Raw genomic sequence first — 21310 nt, 5'->3', positions numbered from 1 at the left:
GCGTCATACGGGGACCCCGGTTAACAGCCACATCAAAAGCGGAAGCTCAGCCGTCGCCGGGTTTGCGTTCGCTTGTAGGAGCGCACCCTGTGCGCGGCAGCTCCTCGGCGCGCTACGCCGCAACGCTGCGGTCGCGCACAAGGTGCGCTCCTACAAGGGGACTCCCGGACCTGTGCCGACCTGCTCTTCTGTGGGAGCGCACCCTGTGCGCGACATACCTACGGAGCGGTACACCCAGCATGGCTGTCGCGCACAGGGTGCGCTCCCACAGACAGGCGCCAGGCGCGACAAGCTTCCGACCACCGCCACCACCCCGTCACGCCCAATCCCCGACACGCGTCAAGAAAGCGCCGCGATCTCCTCGCCACACCGCGCAAACCCAGTCATACCAACGCTTTCCACCGATGGCATGCCGTTTGCAATCAACGGGCATGTGCCGCCCGTGGCGGGTGGCCGGCGATTGAACTTTGGATAGGGATTGATTTGGCATGGCTCAGAACGAGCAAGCAGAAGCGACGGCGGCAGCGCCGAAGAAGGGATCGAACAAGCTCGTGTTGATCATGGGCTTGGCGCTGCTCGCCATGGGCGGCGTGACTGGCTACCTGGTGATGAACTCGCGCAGCGGCGCGCATGGTGCCGAGGGCGAAGAGCCGAAGGTGGCGCTGTCCAAGCAGGAGCAGTACCTCATGCTGGATCCGCCGTTCGTCGTCAATTTCAAGGACGACCAGTCCATGCGCTTCCTGCAGGTGGGCGTGAGCCTGATGTCGCATGACGCGGCGGCGCTGGCGGCGGCGAAGGATGCCGACCCGGTGATCCGCAATGCGCTGGTGATGCTGTTCAGCAGCCAGGACTACTCCATCCTCAGCGACGCCGCAGGCAAGCAGAAGCTGCAGGCGCAGGCGCTGGACGCGGTGCGCAAGATCATCGAGAAGCGCCTGGGCCGTCCGGGCGTGGAAGCGCTGTATTTCACCAGCTTCGTGATGCAGTAACGGGACAGCGGCGATGAGCGACCTGCTTTCACAGGAAGAAATCGATGCCTTGCTCGACGGCGTGGAAGGTGGCGCCGTCGAAACAGGCAACGACGAGCCCTTGCCGCCCGATGCGGTGATCTCGTACGACTTCACCCAGCAGGACCGCATCGTGCGCGGCCGTCTGCCGACACTGGAGATGGTCAACGATCGCTTTGCGCGCTTCTTTCGCACGGCCGTATTCGGCGTGTTGCGCAAGACCTGCGAAGTGTCGGTGCTGGGCGTGAAGATGATGAAGTTCGCCGAGTACGTGCACGCGCTGGCGGTGCCGAGCAACCTCAACCTGGTGCGCATCAAGCCGCTGCGCGGCACCGCGCTGGTGGTGATGGAGCCGCGCCTGGTGTTCACCGTGATCGACAACTTCTTTGGTGGCGACGGGCGTTTCCACGCGCGCATCGAAGGCCGCGACTTCACGCCGACCGAAAACCGCGTGATCCAGATCATGCTGACCGAGCTGTTCGCCTCGATGGTGGAAGCGTGGGCGCCGGTGCTGCCGCTCAACTTCGAATACCTCAATTCCGAAATCAACCCGCAGTTCGCCAACATCGTGAGCCCCACCGAAACGGTGGTGGTGTCCAAGTTCCATATCGAACTCGATGGCGGTGGCGGCGAAGTGCACCTGACCTTGCCGTACGCGATGGTCGAGCCGATCCGCACCCTGCTCGATGCCGGCGTGCAGAGCGACCGCGTCGACCGCGATCACCGCTGGGCCGAGACTCTGCAGGACGAAGTGCTCGATGCGGAAGTGGAGCTCAGTTCGCTGCTGCTGGAAACGCGCCTGAGCATCGGTGAGTTCCTGCGACTTCGCCCCGGCGATGTGCTGCCGATCCAGCTGCCGGAATTCAGCACCGTGTTTGCCGAAGACGTGCCGGTGTTCCGTGGCCGCTACGGCCAGCACAACGGCCGCAACGCCGTCCGCTTCCATGCCCAGACAGGGCGCCGCGAAATGCGCCTGTCGACCGAAACCACCCTGGAGATTGACCTCGCATGACCCCCAATGACGCCGCCAGCGCTACCCAGCGCGTCGAGTTCGATCAGCTGAGCGCCCCGCTGGGCGAAGGCGCCGAAGTCAATCTCGACATGATTCTTGATGTCCCGGTCACGCTCGCCATGGAAGTGGGCCGCACCCGCATCAGCATCCGCAACCTGCTTCAGCTCAACCAGGGCTCCGTGGTGGAACTGGATCGCTCCGCCGGCGAACCGCTGGACGTGTTCGTCAACGGCACGCTGGTGGCACACGGTGAAGTGGTGGTGATCAACGACCGCTTCGGCATCCGTCTCACCGACGTGATCAGCCCGGCCGAACGCGTGCGCAAGCTGCGGTGAGTTCGATGATCGCCTTGGTCCTTCCTGTTGCCGCCGCGCCCGAGATCAATGTCGGTGGCGAGCTGGTGCGCGTGGTGCTGAGCCTCGCGGCGATCATCGCGCTGATCTTCGTGGCCGGCTGGTTCAGCCGCCGGCTGCAGGCGCGCACGACGCCGGGTGGGCGTCGCCTGCGCTGCGTGGAAACCATGGCCGTGGGTGCGCGCGATCGCCTGATGCTGGTCGATGCGGACGGCAAGCGTCTGCTGATCGGCATGGGGCAAGGCGGCATGCGCACGCTGCACGTTTACGAAGGCGCGGCACCCGCGCCGGAAGCCAGTCCGCAACCGCCGATCGCGCCGTTTGGCGACGTGCTGGCCCGCTGGAAACGCAAGTGATGAAGCACGCTCGTTGGTTTCTCCTGGTCTTGCTGATGCTGTGCCCGGTGCTGCTGTGGGCCGCGCCGGCCATGCCCGCCATGCCCGCCATGCCGCAAATGCCGTCGTCGCCTGCCGGCATCCCTGTGCTGACGGTGCAGAACGCCCCAGGCGGTGCGCAGAACTGGACGTTGTCGCTGCAGTTGCTGGCGCTGATGACCGTGCTGACGCTGCTGCCTGCGGTGTTGCTGATGATGACCTCGTTCACGCGCATCATGATCGTGCTGAGCTTCCTGCGTCAGGCCTTGGGCACGAGTTCCACGCCGTCCAACCAGATCCTGTTGGGCCTGTCGCTGTTCCTCACGCTGTTTGTGATGTCACCGGTGCTCAACCACGCTTATGCCGACGGCGTGAAACCCTATATGGACGGCCAGATGACCGCGGAGCAGGCAGTTCCCGCCGCCGCCGCACCGTTCAAGCATTTCATGCTCGACCAGACGCGCGATGCGGATCTGCAGCTGTTCACCCACCTGGCCAACGAGCAGCCGTACGCCAGCAAAGAGGACGTTCCGTTCCGCGTGGCCATGCCGGCCTTCGTCACCAGCGAGCTGAAGACCGCGTTCCAGATGGGATTCCTGCTGTTCATTCCGTTCCTGATCATCGACCTGGTGGTGGCCAGCGTGTTGATGTCGATGGGCATGATGATGGTGTCGCCTACGATCATCTCGCTGCCGTTCAAGATCATGCTGTTTGTGCTGGTGGATGGGTGGACCTTGCTGCTGGGCACGCTGGCGGGGAGCTTTTACTCATGAGCACACCGCACGCTTTGACTCCCTCTCCCCTCCGGGGGGGGGGCGGGTGCTCGCGAAAGCCCTGCCTATGCTCGCGTCCAAAGAGCACAAGCCCGGCGGTGAGGGCGACAAGCGCTTTCTCGAGCACCCGCCCCTCACCCCAACCCTCTCCCCGAAGGGGAGAGGGGGCAGGAGCGCATGCCATGACGCCTGAGTCAGTCATCGAATTCGGCCAGCACGCGCTCTACGTCGCCATGATGGTGGCCGCGCCCTTGCTGCTCACCGCGCTGCTGGTGGGCCTGATCATCGGCGTGGTGCAAGCCGCCACGCAGATCAACGAAATGACGTTGAGCTTCATCCCCAAGGTGGTCGCCATGGCCGCGGTCGCGCTGATCGCTGGCCCCTGGATGCTGCGCACGCTGGTGCAGTTCACGCGTCAGCTCATCGAGAGTCTGCCTGGGGCGGTGAAGTGACCACGGTGCAGCTCGCTCAATTGCAGGGGCTGATCGGCTCGCTGTTGTGGGCGATGGGCCGCGTCGGTGGGCTGTGCCTGGTCGCGCCGGTGTTCGGTGATTCCGTGCTGCCGCAGCGCTTTCGTCTCGCCATCATGCTGATGCTGACCGTGGTGTTGGCGCCGCTTGCGCCCACCACGATCGATCCGATGACGGCCGACGGCATCACGACCATGGTGGCGCAGCTGCTGATGGGCGCATCGATCGGTTTCGTGTTGAAGCTCGCCTTTGAAGCGGTGTCGCTGGGCGGCCAATTGGTTGGCCAGAGTATGAGCCTGGGCTTCGCCGAAACCGTGGACCCGCGCGGCGGCGGCAGTTCGCCGGTGCTCAGCCAGTTCTACCTGTTGATGACGATGCTGCTGTTCCTGGCCATGAACGGCCATCTGCGCTTGATTTCGCTGCTGGCCGATAGTTTCCATAGCCTGCCGCCGGGGCAGGCGGTGATCGATCCCAAGGGTTTGTATGCCGTGGTTGCGTTCGCCACGCATTTGTTTGGCGGCGCGGTGCGCGTGGCCTTGCCGGCGATGACCTCGCTGCTGATGGTCAATATCGGCTTTGCCGCGATCAGTCGCGCGGCGCCATCGATGAACCTGTTCGCAGTGGGTTTTCCGATCACGGTGACCCTGGGTTTTGTCGCGCTGTGGCTGTCGCTGCGTACGGTGCCGGGTGCCTTCGAGTCCCTGCAGTACACCGCATGGACGCTGATGCACGAACTGGCGGGCGGTTGAGGGATACGCCATGGCCGAGAACGACGATCAGGAACGCACCGAACAACCATCAGAAAAACGCCTGCGCGAATCACGCGAAAAGGGCGATGTTCCCCGCTCGCGCGATTTGTCGGGTGCGGTGGTCGTGCTCGCCGGCGTATCCGCGCTGATGAACGGCGGCGCGGCGGCAATGGAACACGTCAGGCGCATCTATGGGCTGGGACTGACCTACGACCGCGCGGCGCTGTTCTCCGAGCAATTGCCCGGACGCGTGCTCTCGATGGCGATGCACGAGGCGATGTCGCTGTTTGCCCCGGTGGCCCTGGCCACCATGCTGGCCGCGCTCGCTGCACCGCTGCTGCTGGGTGGACTCAATTTCAGCGCCGAAGCGCTGGAGCCCAAGTTCGAGCGCCTCGATCCGATCAAGGGCCTGGGCCGCATCTTTGCCATGCGCGGCCTGGTGGAGCTGGCCAAGTCGCTGCTCAAGCTGCTGCTGATCGGCGGCATCCTGGTGATGGTGCTGAAGAACTGGCAGGACGACCTGATGGCCACCGGCGTCGGCGAAGTGCGCGCCGGCACCTTCAAGGCCATGAGCCTGCTGGGCCACGGTGCGCTGTTGTTCGGCTCCATTCTCGCGCTGATCGGCGGCGCCGATGCGCTGTACCAGAAGTTCGACCACAACAAGCGCCTGCGCATGACGCGCCAGGAGCTGAAAGACGAGTCGAAGGAAAGCGACGGCAATCCCGAGCTGAAGGGCCGCATCCGCCAGCTGCAGTTCCAGATGGCGCGCAAGCGCATGATGCAGGAGCTGCCCAAGGCGGACGTGCTGATCACCAACCCTTCGCACTTTGCCGTGGCTCTGCGTTACGACGAAGGCCGCATGGGCGCGCCACGCGTGATCGCCAAGGGTATGGACGAACTCGCGCTGCAGATTCGCCTGGTTGCCTCCAGCCATCGCATCCCCACCGTGGAAGCGCCGCCGCTGGCGCGCGCGCTGTATGCGACCACCCAGATCGACCGCGAGATTCCCTCGGCGCTGTATGTCGCCGTGGCGCAGGTGCTCGCCTATGTCTTCCAGCTCAAGCAGGCGGTGTCGCGCGGTGATGCACCGCCGTCGGCGCCGCAACCCGATGTTGATCCGGACCTGATGGGTCCCTACAAGTTCTGATGGAACAGTGATGGCAAACGCTACTGCCCTAGGCAATCTCAAGTCGCTTGGACGCCGCGGACTCGGCGCGCCGGTGATCATGCTCGCCGCGCTGGCGATGCTGATGCTGCCGCTGCCGCCGTTCCTGCTCGATATGCTGTTCAGCTTCAACATCGCGTTGTCGCTGGTGATCCTGCTGGCGGTGATTTATGTGATGCGGCCGCTGGAATTCGCCGCGTTTCCCACCGTGGTGCTGATGGCGACCTTGCTGCGCCTGGCGCTCAACATCGCCTCGACGCGCGTGGTGCTGCTGAATGGCCACGACGGCCCTGGCGCCGCGGGCAAGGTGATCGAAGCGTTCGGCGAGTTCGTCATTGGCGGCAATTTCGCCGTGGGCCTGGTGGTGTTCGCCATCCTCACCATCATCAACTTCGTGGTGGTGACCAAGGGCGCGACCCGCGTGTCGGAAGTGACGGCGCGCTTCACCCTCGATGCGATGCCCGGCAAGCAGATGGCAATCGACGCCGATCTCAACGCCGGCCTGCTCAACCAGGAACAGGCGCGCGACCGTCGCCAGGAAGTACGCGAGGAAGCAGACTTTTACGGCTCGATGGACGGTGCCTCCAAGTTCGTGCGTGGCGACGCAACGGCCGGCATCCTGATCCTGATCATCAACATCGTCGGCGGCTTCTTCGTCGGCATCTTCCAGCACGGATTGTCCGCCGGCGAAGCCGCCAAGACTTACACCCTGCTCACCATCGGTGACGGCCTGGTGGCGCAGGTGCCGTCGCTGATGCTGTCCATCGCTACCGCGGTGATCGTGACGCGCGTGTCCAAGTCCACTGACATGGGCAAGCAGCTGGTCGGCCAGCTGTTCGGACAACCGCGCGCGCTCGCCGTGGCCGGCGTGGTGCTGGGCGTGATGGGCCTGATCCCGGGCATGCCGAACATCGCGTTCCTGTTGCTGGGCGGTACCTGCGGTGGTGCGGCGTGGCTGATGATCAAGCGCGATCGCGAAGCGGTCGAGCGCGTGGCCAAGGCCGCCGCCGAAGTGCCGCCGCCGGCCGCGCCGACGGAGCGTCTCGAGCTGGGTTGGGAAGATGTCGCCAGCGTCGATCCGCTGGGCCTTGAGGTGGGCTATCGACTGATTCCGCTGGTGGACACGCACCAGGGCGGCGAGCTGATGGGCCGCATCAAGTCGGTGCGCCGCAAGCTCTCGCAGGAGCTGGGTTTCCTGGTGCCCCCGGTGCATATCCGCGACAACCTGGATCTGGGGCCCAACACCTATCGCATCAGCTTGATGGGCGTGCCGATGGGCGAATCCGAAGTGCACAACGATCGCCTGCTGGCGATCAATCCCGGCCGCGTGCAGGAAGGCTTGCAGGGCATCGCCACGCGCGATCCGGCGTTCGGCCTCGAAGCGTTGTGGATCGAGCCGGGCCAGCGCGAAACGGCGCAGAGCCTGGGCTATACCGTGGTCGATCCGGCCACCGTGGTCGCCACGCATCTGTCGCACATCCTGCAGAGCCACGCGCACGAACTGCTCGGCCACCAGGACGTGCAGCAGCTGCTCGACCGCCTCGCGCAGACCACGCCCAAGCTGGTCGAAGACCTGGTGCCCAAGCGCCTGTCGCTGGGCGTGGTGGTCAAGGTCATGCAGAACCTGCTGGCCGAGCGGGTGCCGATCCGCAACATGCGCTCCATCGTCGAATCCTTGGCGGAGCACGCGGGCCAGAGTCAGGATCCCGGCGCGCTCAGTGCCGCCGTGCGCGTGGCGCTGGGGCGTCAGATCGTCCAGGAGATTTCCGGGCTCGGTACCGAGATCCCGGTCATCACGCTGGCGCCGGAGCTGGAGCAGATCCTGCTGGGATCGCTCGCAAATGGCGGTGTGGCGGGCGCGGCGGTGGAACCGGGGCTCGCCGACCGCCTGCAGCAGGGCGTCGCAGACGCTGCGCGCAAGCAGGAAATGAGCGGCGAACCGGCTGTCTTGCTGGTCGCGCCGCAGCTGCGTCCGTGGCTCGCGCGCTTCACTCGCCATGTGGCACAGAACCTGCACGTACTGGCTTACAACGAGGTGCCGGACAACCGCCGAGTGCGTTTGGTGCAGGCATTGGGTCGCTGAATTTAAGCAGACGAGAGAGGGAAGAGGGATGAGTAGCGAGGGCGCAAACATCGAGTCGTTGGCGAATGGGCAGCACATGCCGCGAGGCATGGCAGCGCACCTTCGCCGCTCGTCCCTCGTCCCTGTTTCACGGAGCAGCAAGGCATGAAGATCAAGCGTTTCGTGGCCCCGGATATGCGCCAGGCCATGCGTGAAGTGCGCGAGGACCAGGGGCCGGATGCGGTGATCCTGTCCACGCGCCGGATGGACGACGGCATCGAGATCATCGCGGCCGTGGATTTCGACGAAGCCCTGGTGCGCGAAGCCGCACGCCACGGTGCGCCGCTGGAAGTGGAAAACCGCGCACCTTCCGCCGCCGCGTCGAGCCGCGATGTGGAAGCCACCGCTGCACGCCGTGCCGACGTCATGCCGCCGCCGCTGCCGACGGCGAGCCGTCGCGAGGACGATGGCGTGATGGTGTCGCTCTCGCGCCGCACCGCCACGACGCCGCGCATGGAGCCGACGATCGAAGCGCCGGTGGCCCGCAAGGCGGCCGTATCGCAGGCCAAGGCGCTGGAAGAAAAAGCTGCGCCGGTTGAATCTGCGCAGTCCAACGTGGCCGGTGAGGTCTCCGCCTCCATCCATCCCTTGCTCGAACGCGCCATGCAGGACACCGCACGCGTGCGCGCCGAACTGGGCAGCCTGCGCGACCTGCTGGAAACACAGCTGTCCAGCCTGATCTGGAACGACCTGGAGCGCCGTCAGCCGATGCGCGCCCGCGTGCTGCGCGAAATGACGCGGCTCGGTATCGAGCCGGATGTGGCTCGTCAGCTCGTCGGTGAGCTGCCGGTTGAAATCAACGCCGAACAGGCGCGCTATCTGCCGCTGGGCGTGCTCAGCCGCAGCCTGTCGATCAGCCCGCGCGATCATTCGGAGCGTCGCGGCGTGACCGCGCTGGTCGGTCCCACCGGCGTGGGCAAGACCACCACCATCGCCAAGCTCGCCGCGCGTGCGGTGATGCGCAACGGCGCCTCGCAGGTCGCGCTGGTCAGCACCGATCACTATCGCATCGGCGCCGCAGCGCAGCTGGAACACTACGGCCGCCTGCTCGGCGTGCGCGTGTATCCCGCCTACGACGCCGACAGCCTGCGCCATGTACTGGAATTGCTGCGCGGCCATCACACCGTGCTGGTGGACACCGCGGGCCTGGCCGGCGGCGATCCGCGCCTGGCGGAACAACTTGAAGTGCTGGGCAATGGCGGCGATCTGCGCGCCTGCCTGGTGATGGCGGCCAATGCACACGCGTCGTCGCTCGACGAAGCGGTGCGTGCCTACCTGCCGGTCAAACCGCACGCCTGCATTCTCACCAAACTCGACGAGGCTCCCAGCCTCGGCGGCGCGCTGTCGGTGCTGATCCGTCACCGACTCGCGCTGGACTACGTCACCGATGGACAGCGCGTGCCCGAAGACATCGCCACGGCGGATGCGCGGGTGCTGGTGTGCCGTGCCGCGCAGGTGCTCAAGGGCACCGCGCCGGCCGATGACGTGGTGATGGCGGATCGTTTCGGACTAGCGGTGGCAAGCGCATGAGCGGTGTCTTTGCAATGAACCAGGCGATGGGGTTGGAAAGCATGCTGCGTGCGCTGACCGAACGACATAGCCGACAGGCGCCGGTCCAGGACCAGGCGTATGGGCTGAGCGGCGGTGCGCCGCGCAAGCGTTGCCGCGCGATCGCGGTGGCCGGCGGCAAGGGCGGCGTGGGCAAGACCACGGTGTCGGTGAACCTGGGCATGGCGCTCGCCGTGCAGGGCCACCAGGTGATCCTGCTCGACGCGGACATGAGCCTGGCCAATATCGACGTGCTGCTCGGCCTCACGCCGACGCGCCATATCGGGCATCTGCTCGACGGCGTCTGCTCGATCGAGGATCTGCTGATGACCGCGCCGCACGGCCTCAAAGTGGTGCCGGCTGGATCGGGCACGCGCCGGCTGGCCCAGCTGGGCGCGGGCGAACACGCGGCGGTGATCCGCGCGTTTGACGATCTGGTCTCGCCGCCTGACTACCTGGTGGTGGATACCGCCGCCGGACTCTCTGACAACGTGGCGATGTTTGCAGCCGCCGCCGACGACGTCGTGGTGGTGGTGTGCGACGAGCCCGCCTCGCTCACCGATGCGTACGCCTTGCTCAAGGTGCTCAGCCGCGATTTCGGCGTGCGCCGCTTCCGCATGGTGGCGAACATGGTGCGCAACCTGGGCGAGGCCAGGCAGCTGCATCAGAAACTCGCACGAGTTTGCGATCGCTTCCTGGATGTGGCGCTGGAATTCATGGGCCATGTCCCGCACGACGAGCGACTGCGTCAGGCCATCCGCCGCCAGAGCGCGGTGGTGGACCTGTGGCCGTCGAGCCGGTCGGGATTGGCATTCAAGCAATTGGCGGGTGCGGTCGATACATGGGGTGAACCCGAGCGACTGGGCCTGGATCGCATCGCCTTTTTCAGCAGGCAGGCCGCAGTAGCAACGGGGTGGTGACATGAGTGTGGCTTCCGAATATCTGCAGCTGCAGCGGCAGAGTGCCGACGAACTGGTTCGCCAGCACGCTCCCTTGGTGCGACGTATCGCCTATCACCTGATGGGTCGATTGCCGCCCAGCGTGGACGTGAGCGACCTGATTCAGGCCGGCATGATCGGTTTGCTGGAGGCCGCGCGCAATTTCACCACCGGCAAGAATGCGAGCTTCGAGACGTTTGCGGGTATCCGCATCCGTGGCGCGATGCTCGACGAATTGCGGCGCACCGACTGGACCCCACGGTCGGTGCATCGAAAAGTGCGCGAAATGGCGGAGGTTGTTCGTCAGATTGAAATCGAAACCGGTTCTGATGCCGATGACGCCGAAGTGATGCGGCGACTGGGCATGGGCGCCGAGGAATATCACCAGGTGCTGGCCGACGCGGCGAGTGCACGCCTGCTCAGCCTTTCCGCACCGGACGATGCGGACGGCGGCGCGGCGTTCGACGTGGCCGATGGCGACAGTCTGAGCCCGGCGGACAGTGTCGAGCACGAAGGCATGCGCGAGGCGTTGGTGGAAGCCATCGGCGGCCTGCCCGAACGCGAGCAGCTGGTGATGTCCCTGTACTACGAGGAAGAACTGAACCTCAAGGAGATTGGTGCGGTGCTCGGCGTGACCGAATCGCGCGTGTGCCAGATCCACGGCCAGGCCATCGTGCGCTTGCGGGCGCGCATGAGCGGTTGGCATGAGGGGCAGGAAAAGAAGGCAGCAAAACGTAAAGGGGCGAGGGGCGAGTAAGACGGGCGCTGCGCCGACCAGGATCGAACCGACGTCCGGTCGTTGCGCCACCGCAACTCGACCCTGTTCAACAAAAGTCACACTACGCGCAGCGGAGAAAGCGTTTGGACAAGAATATGAAGATCCTCGTGGTGGACGACTTCTCCACCATGCGGCGCATCGTTCGCAACCTGCTGGTCGAACTGGGCTTCAGCAACGGCCTGATCCAGGAAGCCGACGATGGCGAAAACGCGCTGACCATGTTGCGCAACAACGCCTTCGACATGGTCGTGACCGACTGGAACATGCCCAATATGACCGGCATCGACCTGTTGCGCGCGATCCGCGCCGAGCCCTCGCTGAAGGGCCTGCCGGTGCTGATGGTGACCGCCGAGAACAACCGCGACCAGATCATTGCCGCCGCCCAGGCCGGCGTGAACGGCTACATCGTCAAGCCCTTCACCGCCGTCACCCTGCAGGAAAAGCTGAGCAAGATCTTCGAACGCCTGGCCGCCAGCGGAGCCACCGCATGAACGCACAAGTTTCCTTGATGGCCGGCGAAGCCATGCCGCCCGAACTGCACGACCTGCTCAACAGCGCCGATGGTGCCGCTTTTGAGAAGGCCCTCGATGCGCTGGTGCGCGAGCGCGAACAGCGCGTGTTCCGCGCGCTTGGCCTGCTGGCCCGCGACCTGCACGACGCCGTGCGCCGCCTCGGCGGCGACCTCGCGCAGGAAGGCGTGCCGGGCAGCGTCGCCGATGCGCGCAAGCACCTGGAAGACGTGCTGGAGATGAGTTCGCAGGCGGCCCATCGCTCGCTGGACTTCGTCGAGCGCATGCGTCCGCAGGCCGAAGCACTGGCCGAGAACGCCAGCGCCGTGATCGATGGCACCACGGAAGGCGAAGTCGCGCACGTGCTGGCCAAGCAGTCGCAGGCCTTCGCTCATGCCTGCCGCGATGGTCTGGCCGATTTCGTGGTGGCGCAGTCGTGGCAGGACCTGTCGGGTCAGCGCATCAAGAAAGTGGTGAATTTCATCGGCAGCGTGGAGCACTCGCTGCTGGAACTGGTGAGCCTCACCGGCGCGCTGGCGTCGGGCGAAGCGGCCGCCGGCCCGGTCAAGGTCACCAGTCAGGACGAGGCCGATCGCCTGCTCAGCGAATTCGGTTTCTAAGGGACGGACGGCCGAATGGATCCCACGTTGGACAGCGAGCTGCGCAATGATTTCCTGGTGGAAGCCGGGGAACTGGTGCAGCGCCTGGGCGATCAGCTGATCGGGCTGGAGGCCTCGCCGCGCGACGCCGAACTGTTGAACGCGGTGTTCCGCGCGTTCCACACGGTGAAGGGCGGCGCGGGCTTCCTCGCCATCGAGCCGATGGTGCAGCTGTGCCATCACGCCGAGGATCTGCTCAACGTGGCGCGCAACGGGCAGCTGCTGATCGATGCCAGCCGCATGGATGCGCTGCTGGAAGCGCTGGACCTGCTCAACGACATGATGGCGGCACTGGCCAGCGGCAGCGCGATGGCGATGCCGCCCGCTGGCCTGCTGCAGCGCCTGACGCCGGGCAAGGGCGCGGCGCCCGCGCCGGCACCCAAGCCGGTGGCTGCGCCGGTCGCGCCGCCGCCCAGCGACGGCACCATCGACGATTCCGAATTCGAGGCTCTGCTCGACAGCCTTTACGGCAGCAGCGGCGCACCGGGTGCGCCCGCGGCGGCGGTGGAATCGGGCAGCATTTCGGACGACGAGTTCGAAGCCCTGCTGGACAACCTGCATGGCAAGGGCGGCCAGCCGGGCGCGACGAGTGCGCCCGCCGCATCCGCAACCTCGGGCACGATCTCGGACGACGAGTTCGAATCGCTGCTCGACAATCTTCATGGCAAGGGCGGACTGCCGGGCGCCAGTGCACCGGCCCCCGCACCCACGCCTGCTCCCGCCGCCGCACCGGCCAAGCAAGCCGCGCCCGCACCGGAAAACACCGTGCGCGTGGACACCGCCCGCCTCGATGCCCTGGTGCATCGCGCCGGCGAGCTGGTGCTGGTACGAAACCGGCTGCTCAGCCTCGCGGCCAAGACCGGCGATGAATCGCTGGAACTGGCCGCCACCGAACTCGATCGCGTGGCCGATGCCTTGCAGAACGCCGTGCTCGGCATGCGCATGCAGCCGGTAGGCCGTTTGTTCCAGCGCTTTCCGCGCATCGTGCGCGATCTCTCGCGCCAGCTCGGCAAGGAAGTGGAACTGATCCAGGAAGGCGAGGGCACCGATCTGGACCGCAGTCTGGTCGAAGCACTCGCCGATCCGATGGTGCACCTGATCCGCAACGCGCTCGATCACGGCCTGGAAATGCCGGACGAACGCGAACGCGCCGGCAAGCCGCGCAAGGGCAAGGTCACGCTGGGCGCGAGCCAGCGCGGCGAGCGCATCGTGATCACCGTGTCCGACGACGGACGCGGCATGAATCCGGAAATCCTTCGCCGCAAGGCGGTGGAGAAGGGTTTGATGGACGAGGCGCAGGCATCGCGCCTCACCGAGAACGAATGCTACGAAATCATCTTCCGCCCCGGCTTCAGCACCGCCGCCACCGTCTCCGACATCTCCGGTCGCGGCGTGGGCATGGACGTGGTGAAGACGCGCGTGGTGGAACTGGGCGGCACCTTGTCGGTGCGCTCGCAGCTGGGCAAGGGCAGCACGCTGGAGCTGGCCGTGCCGCTGACGCTGGCGATCCAGCGCGTGCTGATGGTGCGCGTTGGCGCGCGTCTGCTCGCGCTGCCGTTGAGCAATGTCGATGAAGTATTCGAACTGGCGCCTGGACAGCAGCAGCTGCTCGATGGTCGCGTGGTGGCTTCGCACCGCGGTCGTGCGCTGGCCCTGGCCGATCTTGGCGGCTGGGTGGGTGTGGAAGGTCTGCCGGGTAGCCACGTGGTGGTGCTGCACATCGGCCATATGCGCCTGGGTTGCCTGGTGCACGAAGTGCTCGGTCGTGAGGACGTGATGGTCAAGCCGCTCGGCCCGCTGTTCGAAGGCGTGCCCGCCGTGGCCGGCGCCACGGTCACCGGCGACGGGCGTCTGGCGCTGGTGATGGATCTGGCCGGCCTGTCCGACCAGGACGGTCAACTTCTTTCTACTCTGCGGATGAGCGGCTGACATGGATCTGGTAAGTCTCATCGGCACGATCCTGGCCTTCGTGGTCGTGATCGTCGGTACCATCCTCAAGGGTTCCAGCGTGGAAGCGCTGTGGAATCCGGCGGCGTTCGTCATCGTGTTCATGGGCACGATTGCCGCGCTGCTGGTGCAGAACTCCGGCAAGGTGCTCAAGCATGCGATGTCGATGTTCCCGCTGGTGTACAAGCCGCCGCAGCACCAGCCATCGGATCTGATCAGCCGCATCGTCGGCTGGAGCGAGATCTCGCGTCGCCAGGGCCTGCTGGGCCTGGAGCCGCAGATCGACGCAGAAAGCGATACCTTCGTGCGCAAGGGCCTGCAGCTGCTGGTGGATGGCAGCGAACCCGAGGCCATTCGCGGCGTGTTGGAAGTCGAAGTCGGCGCGCGCGAACACCACGATCTGGCCGGCGCGAAAGTATTCGAACAGGCCGGCATCTTCTCGCCGACCATGGGCATCATCGGCGCGGTGATGGGCCTGATGGCGGTGATGCAAAACCTCGCCGACCCGAGCAAGCTCGGCCATGGCATTGCCGCGGCGTTCGTGGCGACGATCTACGGCGTGGCGCTGGCCAACCTGTGGATGCTGCCGATGTCGGCGCGTCTGAAGGCGCTGATCCACAAGCAGACGCAGATGCGCGAAATCCTTATCGAAGGCCTCGTCTCCATCGCCGAGGGTGCCAATCCTCGCCAGATCGAAGCGAAGCTCCAGGGTTACCTGGCGTAACGGAGGCGCAGCGTTGTGGCCAGGAAGAAGAAACACCACGAAGACCACGTCAATCACGAGGCCTGGGCGATTCCCTATGCCGACCTGATGACGCTGCTGCTTGCCTTCTTCGTGGTGATGTACGCGGTCTCGGTGGTGAACGAGGGCAAGTACCGCGTGATGTCCAATTCCATCATCGAGGCCTTCAACGGCTCCAGCCACGTGATTGCGCCGATGCCGCAGACGCGTGCGCAGCCACATAACGTCGATCCGGCGATCGCCTCGCCGGGGAGCCAGCCGGGCGCCGCAACCATCCCGGTCAGCGTGCCGATACCGGGGCGTCCGCAGATGGTGCGTGCGGTGGACAATCGCACCGCCTCGCCGGCGGAAGAGAAACGCAATCTCGAAGTGATCCGCGACCAGGTCGTGCGCGCGCTGCAGCCCTTGATCGACAAGCAGATGGTGATCGTGCGCAAGACCACCTCGTGGCTGGAAGTGGAGCTGCGCACCGACATCCTGTTCCCCAGCGGCGTGGCGAAGCTGTCGCCGGAGGCCAACGAGGTGCTCAACAGCATGGCCTCGATCCTCAAACCGTTCCCCAATACCGTGCGCATCGAGGGCTATACCGACGATCGCCCAATCAACACCGCGCTGTATCCGTCCAACTGGGAACTGTCCGCGGCCCGTGCGGCGAGCGTGGCGCGCCTGTTTACGGAGCAGGGCGTGGACCCGACCCGCTTGGGCATCATGGGCTGGGGCGAATACCACCCCAATGCCGACAACGCGACGGAAGACGGCCGCAACCGCAATCGCCGCGTGCTGATCGTGGTGCTCAGCGAAGAAGGGGAGCCCAAGCGTCTGGAAAACAATGCGCCAGGCGCAGGCCAGCTCACCGCCGACCAACAGGCTGCTCCGGCGCCGGCGACCACTGCCGCACCGGCACCCAGTGCCGTTGCCACGGCCAGCGCGAAACCCGCCACGCCCGTGCCCACGGTGGAAGTGGTGGCGCCCCGATTGACCGACGAGGTGCCGGTGAACCAGGTGATCCTCGCCAAACCCCAGCGCAGCGCGCCGGAGGACGTCGACACCGGTCCGGAAGTGACGCCACGCGCCAGTCTGCCCAACGTCGCGGCGGGCGCGATCACCGTGGGATCGGCCCACGTGGCCGCGCCCGAGCATGGCCCGTGATTTGCAAGACATGATTTGCAAGCCGGTTGTACCGAACACCCAGGCCACCGCAACGGAGCCATCGCCATGAAACATGTACAGAACGCCCAGCACTGGCTGTCCTTCCGCATTGGCGGGCAGCTCTACGCCGCGCCGCTGACGCAGGTGAGCGAAGTGCTGCGCGATGGCGAACTGACGCCGGTGCCGGGTTCGGCGCGCGACGTGCTGGGCATTCGCCACCTGCGCGGCCGCATCGTGCCGGTGCTCGATGGGCGTCGGCGCCTGGGGCTGTCCGATGAAACTCGCACGGACCCGTTCCAGGTGCGTCAGGTGATGCTCTCGCACGGTACGCATCTGGTCGGTATCCGCGTGGATGCGGTGGGTGATCTGCTGGACGCGGCCGCCGCCGATATCGCACCGCCGCTGCCGGGCGCCATGGCGCGCGACGACGATCCCGTGCACGGCGTGCTGCCCTCGCAGGGTGGTTTCGTGGCCTTGCTGGACGTGCGCCGTCTGTGCCGCCTGCCGCTGGAACACGAAGCGGCCTGACCCAACCGGCATCGGCAAGGCTATCCTTGCGGCTCCGGGGCGACGTCGTCGTTCCGGGGATGCCGCGGTGGAAAGGAGATGCCCATGTCGTCGCAAGCCCCCACTTTGCCCGCCGTGACGGCGAGCCAGCGCGCGGTCGTGATCATTGCCGCGGCATCGGTGCTGGCGCTGCTGTACTTCGGGCGTGAGGTGCTGGTGCCGATCATCCTGGCGCTCTTCCTCAGCCTGCTGATGGCGCCGTGGGTGCGCCTGTATCGCCGCATCGGCCTGGGCCACGGCATGTCGGTGATGATCGCGGTGTTGGCGCTGGTGGTGATCGTGACCGGCACGACCGCGATGATGGGGACGCAGGTGGTGCATGTGGCGCGCAGCCTGCCGCAGTACGAGGCCACCATCCACACCAAGGTGCAGTCGCTGCGCGAACAGACCCTGGGACGCCTGGATATCCTGAGCGGCGAACTGGGCAAGGTGATCGACGAAACCGGGCAGGGTGCGGCACCCGCCGCGACCGTCGTCGCCCCGCCTTACCTGACCAATGCACCGGCCACGCCCAAGCCCGTCTCGACGCCGACCAAGCTGCCCAGCGCGCCGGTGACGGTGATCACCCGGGTGCTGTCCACCGCGTGGGTACCGGTGGAAACCGCGGGCATCGTGCTGGTGGTGTTGATCTTCGTGCTGCTGGAACACGAAGCCCTGCGCGACCGCTTCATCCGCCTCGCCGGCGGCTCGGATCTGCGCGCCACCACCGCGGCGATCAATGATGCAGGCGAGCGGCTCTCGCGCTTTTTCATCTCCACTTTCTCGGTCAACTTTGGCGTGGGCGTGGCGATCTGGCTGGGACTGTTCCTGATTGGCGTGCCCAGTGCGCTGCTGTGGGGCCTGCTGACGGCGGTGCTGCGCTTCGTGCCTTATATCGGCGTGTGGCTGGTGGCCGCCGTGGTGAGCCTGTTCGCGGCGGCGGTGGCGCCGGGTTGGTCGCTGCTGCTGATGACGGTGGCGTTGTACCTGGTGGTCGAGATCATCGTGTCGCAGCTGATCGAGCCGTTTCTGTACGGGCACACGACCGGCCTTTCACCGCTTGCAGTGGTGGTGGCGGCGATCTTCTGGAGCTGGTTGTGGGGGCCGGTGGGCCTGCTCATGTCCACGCCGCTGACGCTTTGCCTGGTGGTCGCGGGCCGTCACGTGCAGGCCTTGAACCTGCTCAATATCCTGCTTGGCGACACGCCCGCGCTGACCATGCCGCAGCGCGTGTATCAGCGCGCCTTGTCGGGCGATGCGAGCGAGATTTTGAGCGAGGCGCGCGAATTCCTGAAACGCAAAAGCTTCGCGGCGTATTGCGACTCGGTGCTGTTGCCTGCGCTGCAGCTGGCGCGCATCGACCTGGCGGCCGGCGCGATCAGCACCGAGCAGCAGACTGCGGTCAAGCGCGCCATCGTGACCGTGGTGGAGACGCTGGACAGCCACGAGAGCAAGTGGGCGCGCTGGCGCCGCCGTAGCTCGGTGCTCGAGAGCGTGAGCATCGGCCGCAGCCTGCGCCAGCATCGCGAAGATGCGTTTGGTCGCTGGCAGGGGCCGCTCGCCGTGGCGCCGCGCTCGGTGGTGCTCTGCCTGGGCCTGGGTTCGGTGGCCAGCGACTTTGCCACCGAACTGCTCACCCGCATCCTGCGCGACCTGAATATCGATGCGCGCCATCTTTCCGTCGAGGATTTCGCCGCCTTCGACGCCGAGCCGCATCCGGAAGCCACGCCCAATGCAGTGTCGATGGTGTACATCGTCAGCACCCATCCGACCAAGGAGCGCGAGAGCTTCGATGAGGCCGTTGCGCTGACCCGCCGTGGGATTCCCGAGGCCTGCCTGGTGGGCGTGTTCTTTCCCGAGCCCTTGGCGGCGACGGAAGTGGAGCCGCCGGTCAATGCCGAGCTCAACGAAGTCGTCACCTCGCTGGAACAGGCGGCGCAGCAGGCGATTGCGCGCTTCCCGGAAGGTGGCGTGGAGCGCGAGCAGCGCAGCGCGACGATCTGAAGCGGCGCCCGCACCACACGCTGGAGCCGCCGCGCGGCGCCTGTCGCAAGATCATGACGCGGTTTTTTGATACGCGGCCGGGGGCGCCGTTCTGCGTATTTCTACGTAGATCGAGTAGGTGGAATTTCGCTTGTCCGGCTCCCGTGATCCGTAGAGGCTGAGGCCGTGCGGGCAGTCCAGCTGCCGCACGAAACGCGCATGCATACGCGCCATGCCTGGAGCTGCCATGAAACGAGTTGCGCTGTATTGCGCCCTGCTGGCTGCGCTGTTTGCCTTGCCACTGCATGCCACGGAAACCGGCGTCGGTCGCTCCATCACGGGCATGCAGGCGACGTCGTACTCGGGTCTGATTCCCCCTGCGCCCGGCCTGACCTGGCAATACGGCTACGCCTATTACGACGGCTCGATCAGCGCTTCCAAGCAGGTGCCTGTCGCTGGCGGCGGCTCGGCGCTCGGCCTCAAGGCGGAGTTCCAATTGGCCACGATCACCGGGCTGTACATCTGGAAGACGGCACCTTCGTCGTGGAACTTCGCCTCGATGATGACCATGCCTTTTGCCTACGTCGACGCCAACGTCAACGCTAGGCTCGGCGGTTTCAGCGCGAGCAAGTCCTCTCACGTGCTTGGCCCGTACGATCTGTTCTTCGCGCCCGTCATCGCCAGCCATCATTTCAGCCAGACGCAGCACATCTCGTTTTCGCTCTACATCTACGCACCCACCGGCGATTACAAAGACGGGCGACTGGCCAATGCCAGCCTCAACACCTGGACCTTCTCGCCCACCATTGGCTACACGGCCTTGTTCGACCAGGGCTCGCTGGAATGGAGCGCCACCACCGCGGTGGACTTCTATACCAAGGACAAGGCGACCAACTACCAGAACGGTTCGGTGTATCGACTCGACACCCTGCTGGTAAAGCGCTTTCCCACCGGGTGGGGCGTGGGCGCTGTCGGTGGCTGGATCTATCAGCTGGAGAACGACACGGGACCGACGGCCGATCTCCTGGGTGGCTTCAAGGGACACGCGCTGGCGCTTGGCCCGATGGTGAACTACCTCAAGAAGTGGCAGGGCGGCCAGGTCGAATTCTCCTTGCGCTGGCTGCACGAATTCGATGTCACCAACCGCCTGCAGGGCAACCCGGCGATGTTGTCGGCGACGATTACGCTGTGACTTTCCTGCGCACGATTCAGGCCTGGCCACCCACGTAACGGCGACAGTGGTCCAGATAGTCGCGCTCGTGCATCGACAGCAGGCCCGTCACGGCCTGCCACAGCCATGACGGTGCATCGAGCGTGCGCGAATGATTGCGCCGCAGTTCCTGACACCAGGATCTGCGTGTAGCGGCATCCATCTGGCGCGCATGGGCATGGCCCACCACGTGAGCGAGAAAGGCCGCCACCCGCCGCGCCTGTTTGCGGTGCAGGCGTGCGATGTCGATTTTCAGATCCTGCGGCAGCAGTTCGCGCACAAACACCGGCTTGTCCAGCAGATGGGCGGGACGCATGCGATTGCCCAGCGCCGGCGACAGATGTTGTGCCGCGAGTACGACGCGCTCGGCATGATCGCGCGGCATCCGGACGTGTTTGGCGCGGGGTGCGATGGAAGCTGCCGCCTCCTTGATGTCGATCAGGCACAGATCATCGCCTTCCACCGCATTGCCATCCACATCCAGCAGGGCGGCATAACGCAGCTTGCCGAGCGAGCTGCAGCCCTTGCGCCAGTACGCGGCATCGAGCACGTTCACATCGCCGGTGGGATCGCGCTGCCGCCACTGTTTGGCGAGTGCGTCCAACTCAGGCTGCCGGAAGATGGCCTGGATGGCTTTGCGCTCTTTGGCGACGATCGGCCAGAACTCCTTGCCCAGGGGCAGCTCGAGCCCGGCCCCGTTGGTGCGCTCGTTGGCGAGCGATTTCCAGCTGCGCTTTGCCGCCTGTTTCATCACCAGCTTGATGGTGCCGGGCATGCCGGGCTCGGCATCGTCTGTTTCCGGAAACGCGGCTTCGTAGCCGTCGAGCATGGCCTCCATCATGTTGGCCGTCGTGATGCCAGGCAGGTCCGAGCCGCGTGCCGCCATGGCCAGCGAGAGTGCGAGCCGCACCAGGTCATGCGCGGGATTGCCGATCACGCTCTGGTCGAAATCGCGTATCTGGATATGCAGCTGACCCTGGTCGTCCGCCACCGGGCCGATGTTGCCGATATGGCAGTCGCCGCAGATCCAGATGGCCGGCCCCACCGGCAGGCGCGGCGCCGCACGCGAATCCAGCCATGCATAGAACTGTGCCGTGTTGCCGCGCACATAGGCATGCGCCGAGCGGGCCATCTTGGTGTTGCGTCGTTGGATCAGTGCGTCCTGGCGCTGCGCTGGCGACACGCTGGACTGGCGGGAACGGGGCATGGGCAATCCTGTGTATGCAGGATCACTGTTGCGGACCAAACATGAAGGACGTGTCGTGTTTTCAGGCGT

General features: G+C 65.7%; 21 protein-coding genes. 20 read left to right on the top strand and 1 reads right to left on the bottom strand.

Annotation, left to right across the window (positions count from 1 at the left end; translation table 11 throughout):
* Positions 1-488: 488 nt before the first annotated feature.
* The 20 genes from Y882_RS16810 to Y882_RS16715 all read left to right on the top strand — a co-directional run bounded on the left by Y882_RS16810 (position 489) and on the right by Y882_RS16715 (position 20016).
* Positions 489-989 carry a flagellar basal body-associated FliL family protein gene (locus tag Y882_RS16810; protein ID WP_046973106.1) on the top strand — a complete coding sequence of 167 codons (501 nt, stop codon included), beginning with the start codon at positions 489-491 and terminating at the stop codon, positions 987-989.
* A 13-nt stretch (positions 990-1002) separates the two neighbouring features.
* Entirely contained in the window at positions 1003-2019 is a 1017-nt protein-coding gene (gene fliM, locus Y882_RS16805) for a flagellar motor switch protein FliM (protein ID WP_046973105.1), read from the top strand.
* Entirely contained in the window at positions 2016-2354 is a 339-nt protein-coding gene (fliN, locus tag Y882_RS16800; protein WP_046973104.1) for a flagellar motor switch protein FliN, read from the top strand. The genes fliM and fliN overlap by 4 nt, the downstream gene beginning before the upstream one ends.
* A gap of 5 nt (positions 2355-2359) precedes the next feature.
* The gene (fliO, locus tag Y882_RS16795) at positions 2360-2728 is read left to right on the top strand and encodes a flagellar biosynthetic protein FliO (RefSeq protein ID WP_046973103.1); all 369 of its coding nucleotides are present in this window, start codon (positions 2360-2362) and stop codon (positions 2726-2728) included.
* The gene (fliP, locus tag Y882_RS16790; RefSeq protein ID WP_046973102.1) at positions 2728-3519 is read left to right on the top strand and encodes a flagellar type III secretion system pore protein FliP; all 792 of its coding nucleotides are present in this window, start codon (positions 2728-2730) and stop codon (positions 3517-3519) included. Before fliO ends, fliP begins: the two co-directional genes overlap by 1 nt.
* 182 nt (positions 3520-3701) lie before the next feature.
* The gene (gene fliQ / locus Y882_RS16785; protein ID WP_046973101.1) at positions 3702-3971 is read left to right on the top strand and encodes a flagellar biosynthesis protein FliQ; all 270 of its coding nucleotides are present in this window, start codon (positions 3702-3704) and stop codon (positions 3969-3971) included.
* Positions 3968-4738: a flagellar biosynthetic protein FliR gene (fliR, locus tag Y882_RS16780; protein WP_046973100.1), complete on the top strand. Its 771-nt coding sequence runs from the start codon at positions 3968-3970 to the stop codon at positions 4736-4738. Before fliQ ends, fliR begins: the two co-directional genes overlap by 4 nt.
* A 10-nt stretch (positions 4739-4748) precedes the next feature.
* On the top strand, positions 4749-5885 hold the full coding sequence (gene flhB / locus Y882_RS16775; protein WP_046973099.1) for a flagellar biosynthesis protein FlhB: 1137 nt from the start codon (positions 4749-4751) through the stop codon (positions 5883-5885).
* 10 nt (positions 5886-5895) lie between these two features.
* Positions 5896-7986 carry a flagellar biosynthesis protein FlhA gene (gene flhA, locus Y882_RS16770; protein WP_046973098.1) on the top strand — a complete coding sequence of 697 codons (2091 nt, stop codon included), beginning with the start codon at positions 5896-5898 and terminating at the stop codon, positions 7984-7986.
* 144 nt (positions 7987-8130) lie between these two features.
* Positions 8131-9555, top strand: coding sequence for a flagellar biosynthesis GTPase FlhF (gene flhF, locus Y882_RS16765; protein WP_046973097.1), 1425 nt, complete (start codon positions 8131-8133; stop codon positions 9553-9555).
* Positions 9552-10493 carry a nucleotide-binding protein gene (locus tag Y882_RS16760; protein WP_425479484.1) on the top strand — a complete coding sequence of 314 codons (942 nt, stop codon included), beginning with the start codon at positions 9552-9554 and terminating at the stop codon, positions 10491-10493. The genes flhF and Y882_RS16760 overlap by 4 nt, the downstream gene beginning before the upstream one ends.
* Position 10494: 1 nt before the next feature.
* The gene (locus tag Y882_RS16755) at positions 10495-11268 is read left to right on the top strand and encodes an RNA polymerase sigma factor FliA (protein ID WP_046973096.1); all 774 of its coding nucleotides are present in this window, start codon (positions 10495-10497) and stop codon (positions 11266-11268) included.
* A gap of 104 nt (positions 11269-11372) precedes the next feature.
* Positions 11373-11780 carry a chemotaxis response regulator CheY gene (cheY, locus tag Y882_RS16750; RefSeq protein WP_082121164.1) on the top strand — a complete coding sequence of 136 codons (408 nt, stop codon included), beginning with the start codon at positions 11373-11375 and terminating at the stop codon, positions 11778-11780.
* Positions 11777-12418, top strand: a complete 642-nt coding sequence (locus Y882_RS16745) for a protein phosphatase CheZ (protein WP_046973094.1) — start codon at positions 11777-11779, stop codon at positions 12416-12418. The genes cheY and Y882_RS16745 overlap by 4 nt, the downstream gene beginning before the upstream one ends.
* Before the next feature lie 15 nt (positions 12419-12433).
* A complete protein-coding gene (locus Y882_RS16740) occupies positions 12434-14386 on the top strand; it encodes a chemotaxis protein CheA (RefSeq protein WP_046973093.1) in 1953 nt (650 codons plus the stop codon).
* A 1-nt stretch (position 14387) separates the two neighbouring features.
* Positions 14388-15128: a flagellar motor protein gene (locus tag Y882_RS16735; protein WP_046973092.1), complete on the top strand. Its 741-nt coding sequence runs from the start codon at positions 14388-14390 to the stop codon at positions 15126-15128.
* A gap of 15 nt (positions 15129-15143) precedes the next feature.
* Positions 15144-16295 (top strand): flagellar motor protein MotD, encoded by a 1152-nt coding sequence (gene motD / locus Y882_RS16730; protein WP_046973091.1) that lies wholly within the window; start codon positions 15144-15146, stop codon positions 16293-16295.
* A gap of 66 nt (positions 16296-16361) precedes the next feature.
* Complete coding sequence (locus tag Y882_RS16725) at positions 16362-16823, top strand: chemotaxis protein CheW (RefSeq protein ID WP_046973090.1); 462 nt, start codon at positions 16362-16364, stop codon at positions 16821-16823.
* A gap of 84 nt (positions 16824-16907) precedes the next feature.
* Entirely contained in the window at positions 16908-18845 is a 1938-nt protein-coding gene (locus Y882_RS16720; RefSeq protein ID WP_046973089.1) for an AI-2E family transporter, read from the top strand.
* Between the two features lie 226 nt (positions 18846-19071).
* The gene (locus Y882_RS16715; protein WP_046973088.1) at positions 19072-20016 is read left to right on the top strand and encodes a SphA family protein; all 945 of its coding nucleotides are present in this window, start codon (positions 19072-19074) and stop codon (positions 20014-20016) included.
* Positions 20017-20032: 16 nt separating this feature from the next.
* Here the strand turns inward: Y882_RS16715 and Y882_RS16710 are convergent, their stop codons facing one another.
* On the bottom strand, positions 20033-21241 hold the full coding sequence (locus tag Y882_RS16710) for a DUF2252 family protein (protein WP_046973087.1): 1209 nt from the start codon (positions 21239-21241) through the stop codon (positions 20033-20035).
* Between the last annotated feature and the right edge of the window lie 69 nt (positions 21242-21310).

The organism is Dyella japonica DSM 16301 (genome assembly GCF_001010355.1).
In the GTDB taxonomy this organism is placed as follows: domain Bacteria; phylum Pseudomonadota; class Gammaproteobacteria; order Xanthomonadales; family Rhodanobacteraceae; genus Dyella; species Dyella japonica.
This window is presented reverse-complemented; position numbering and strand designations above follow the sequence as displayed.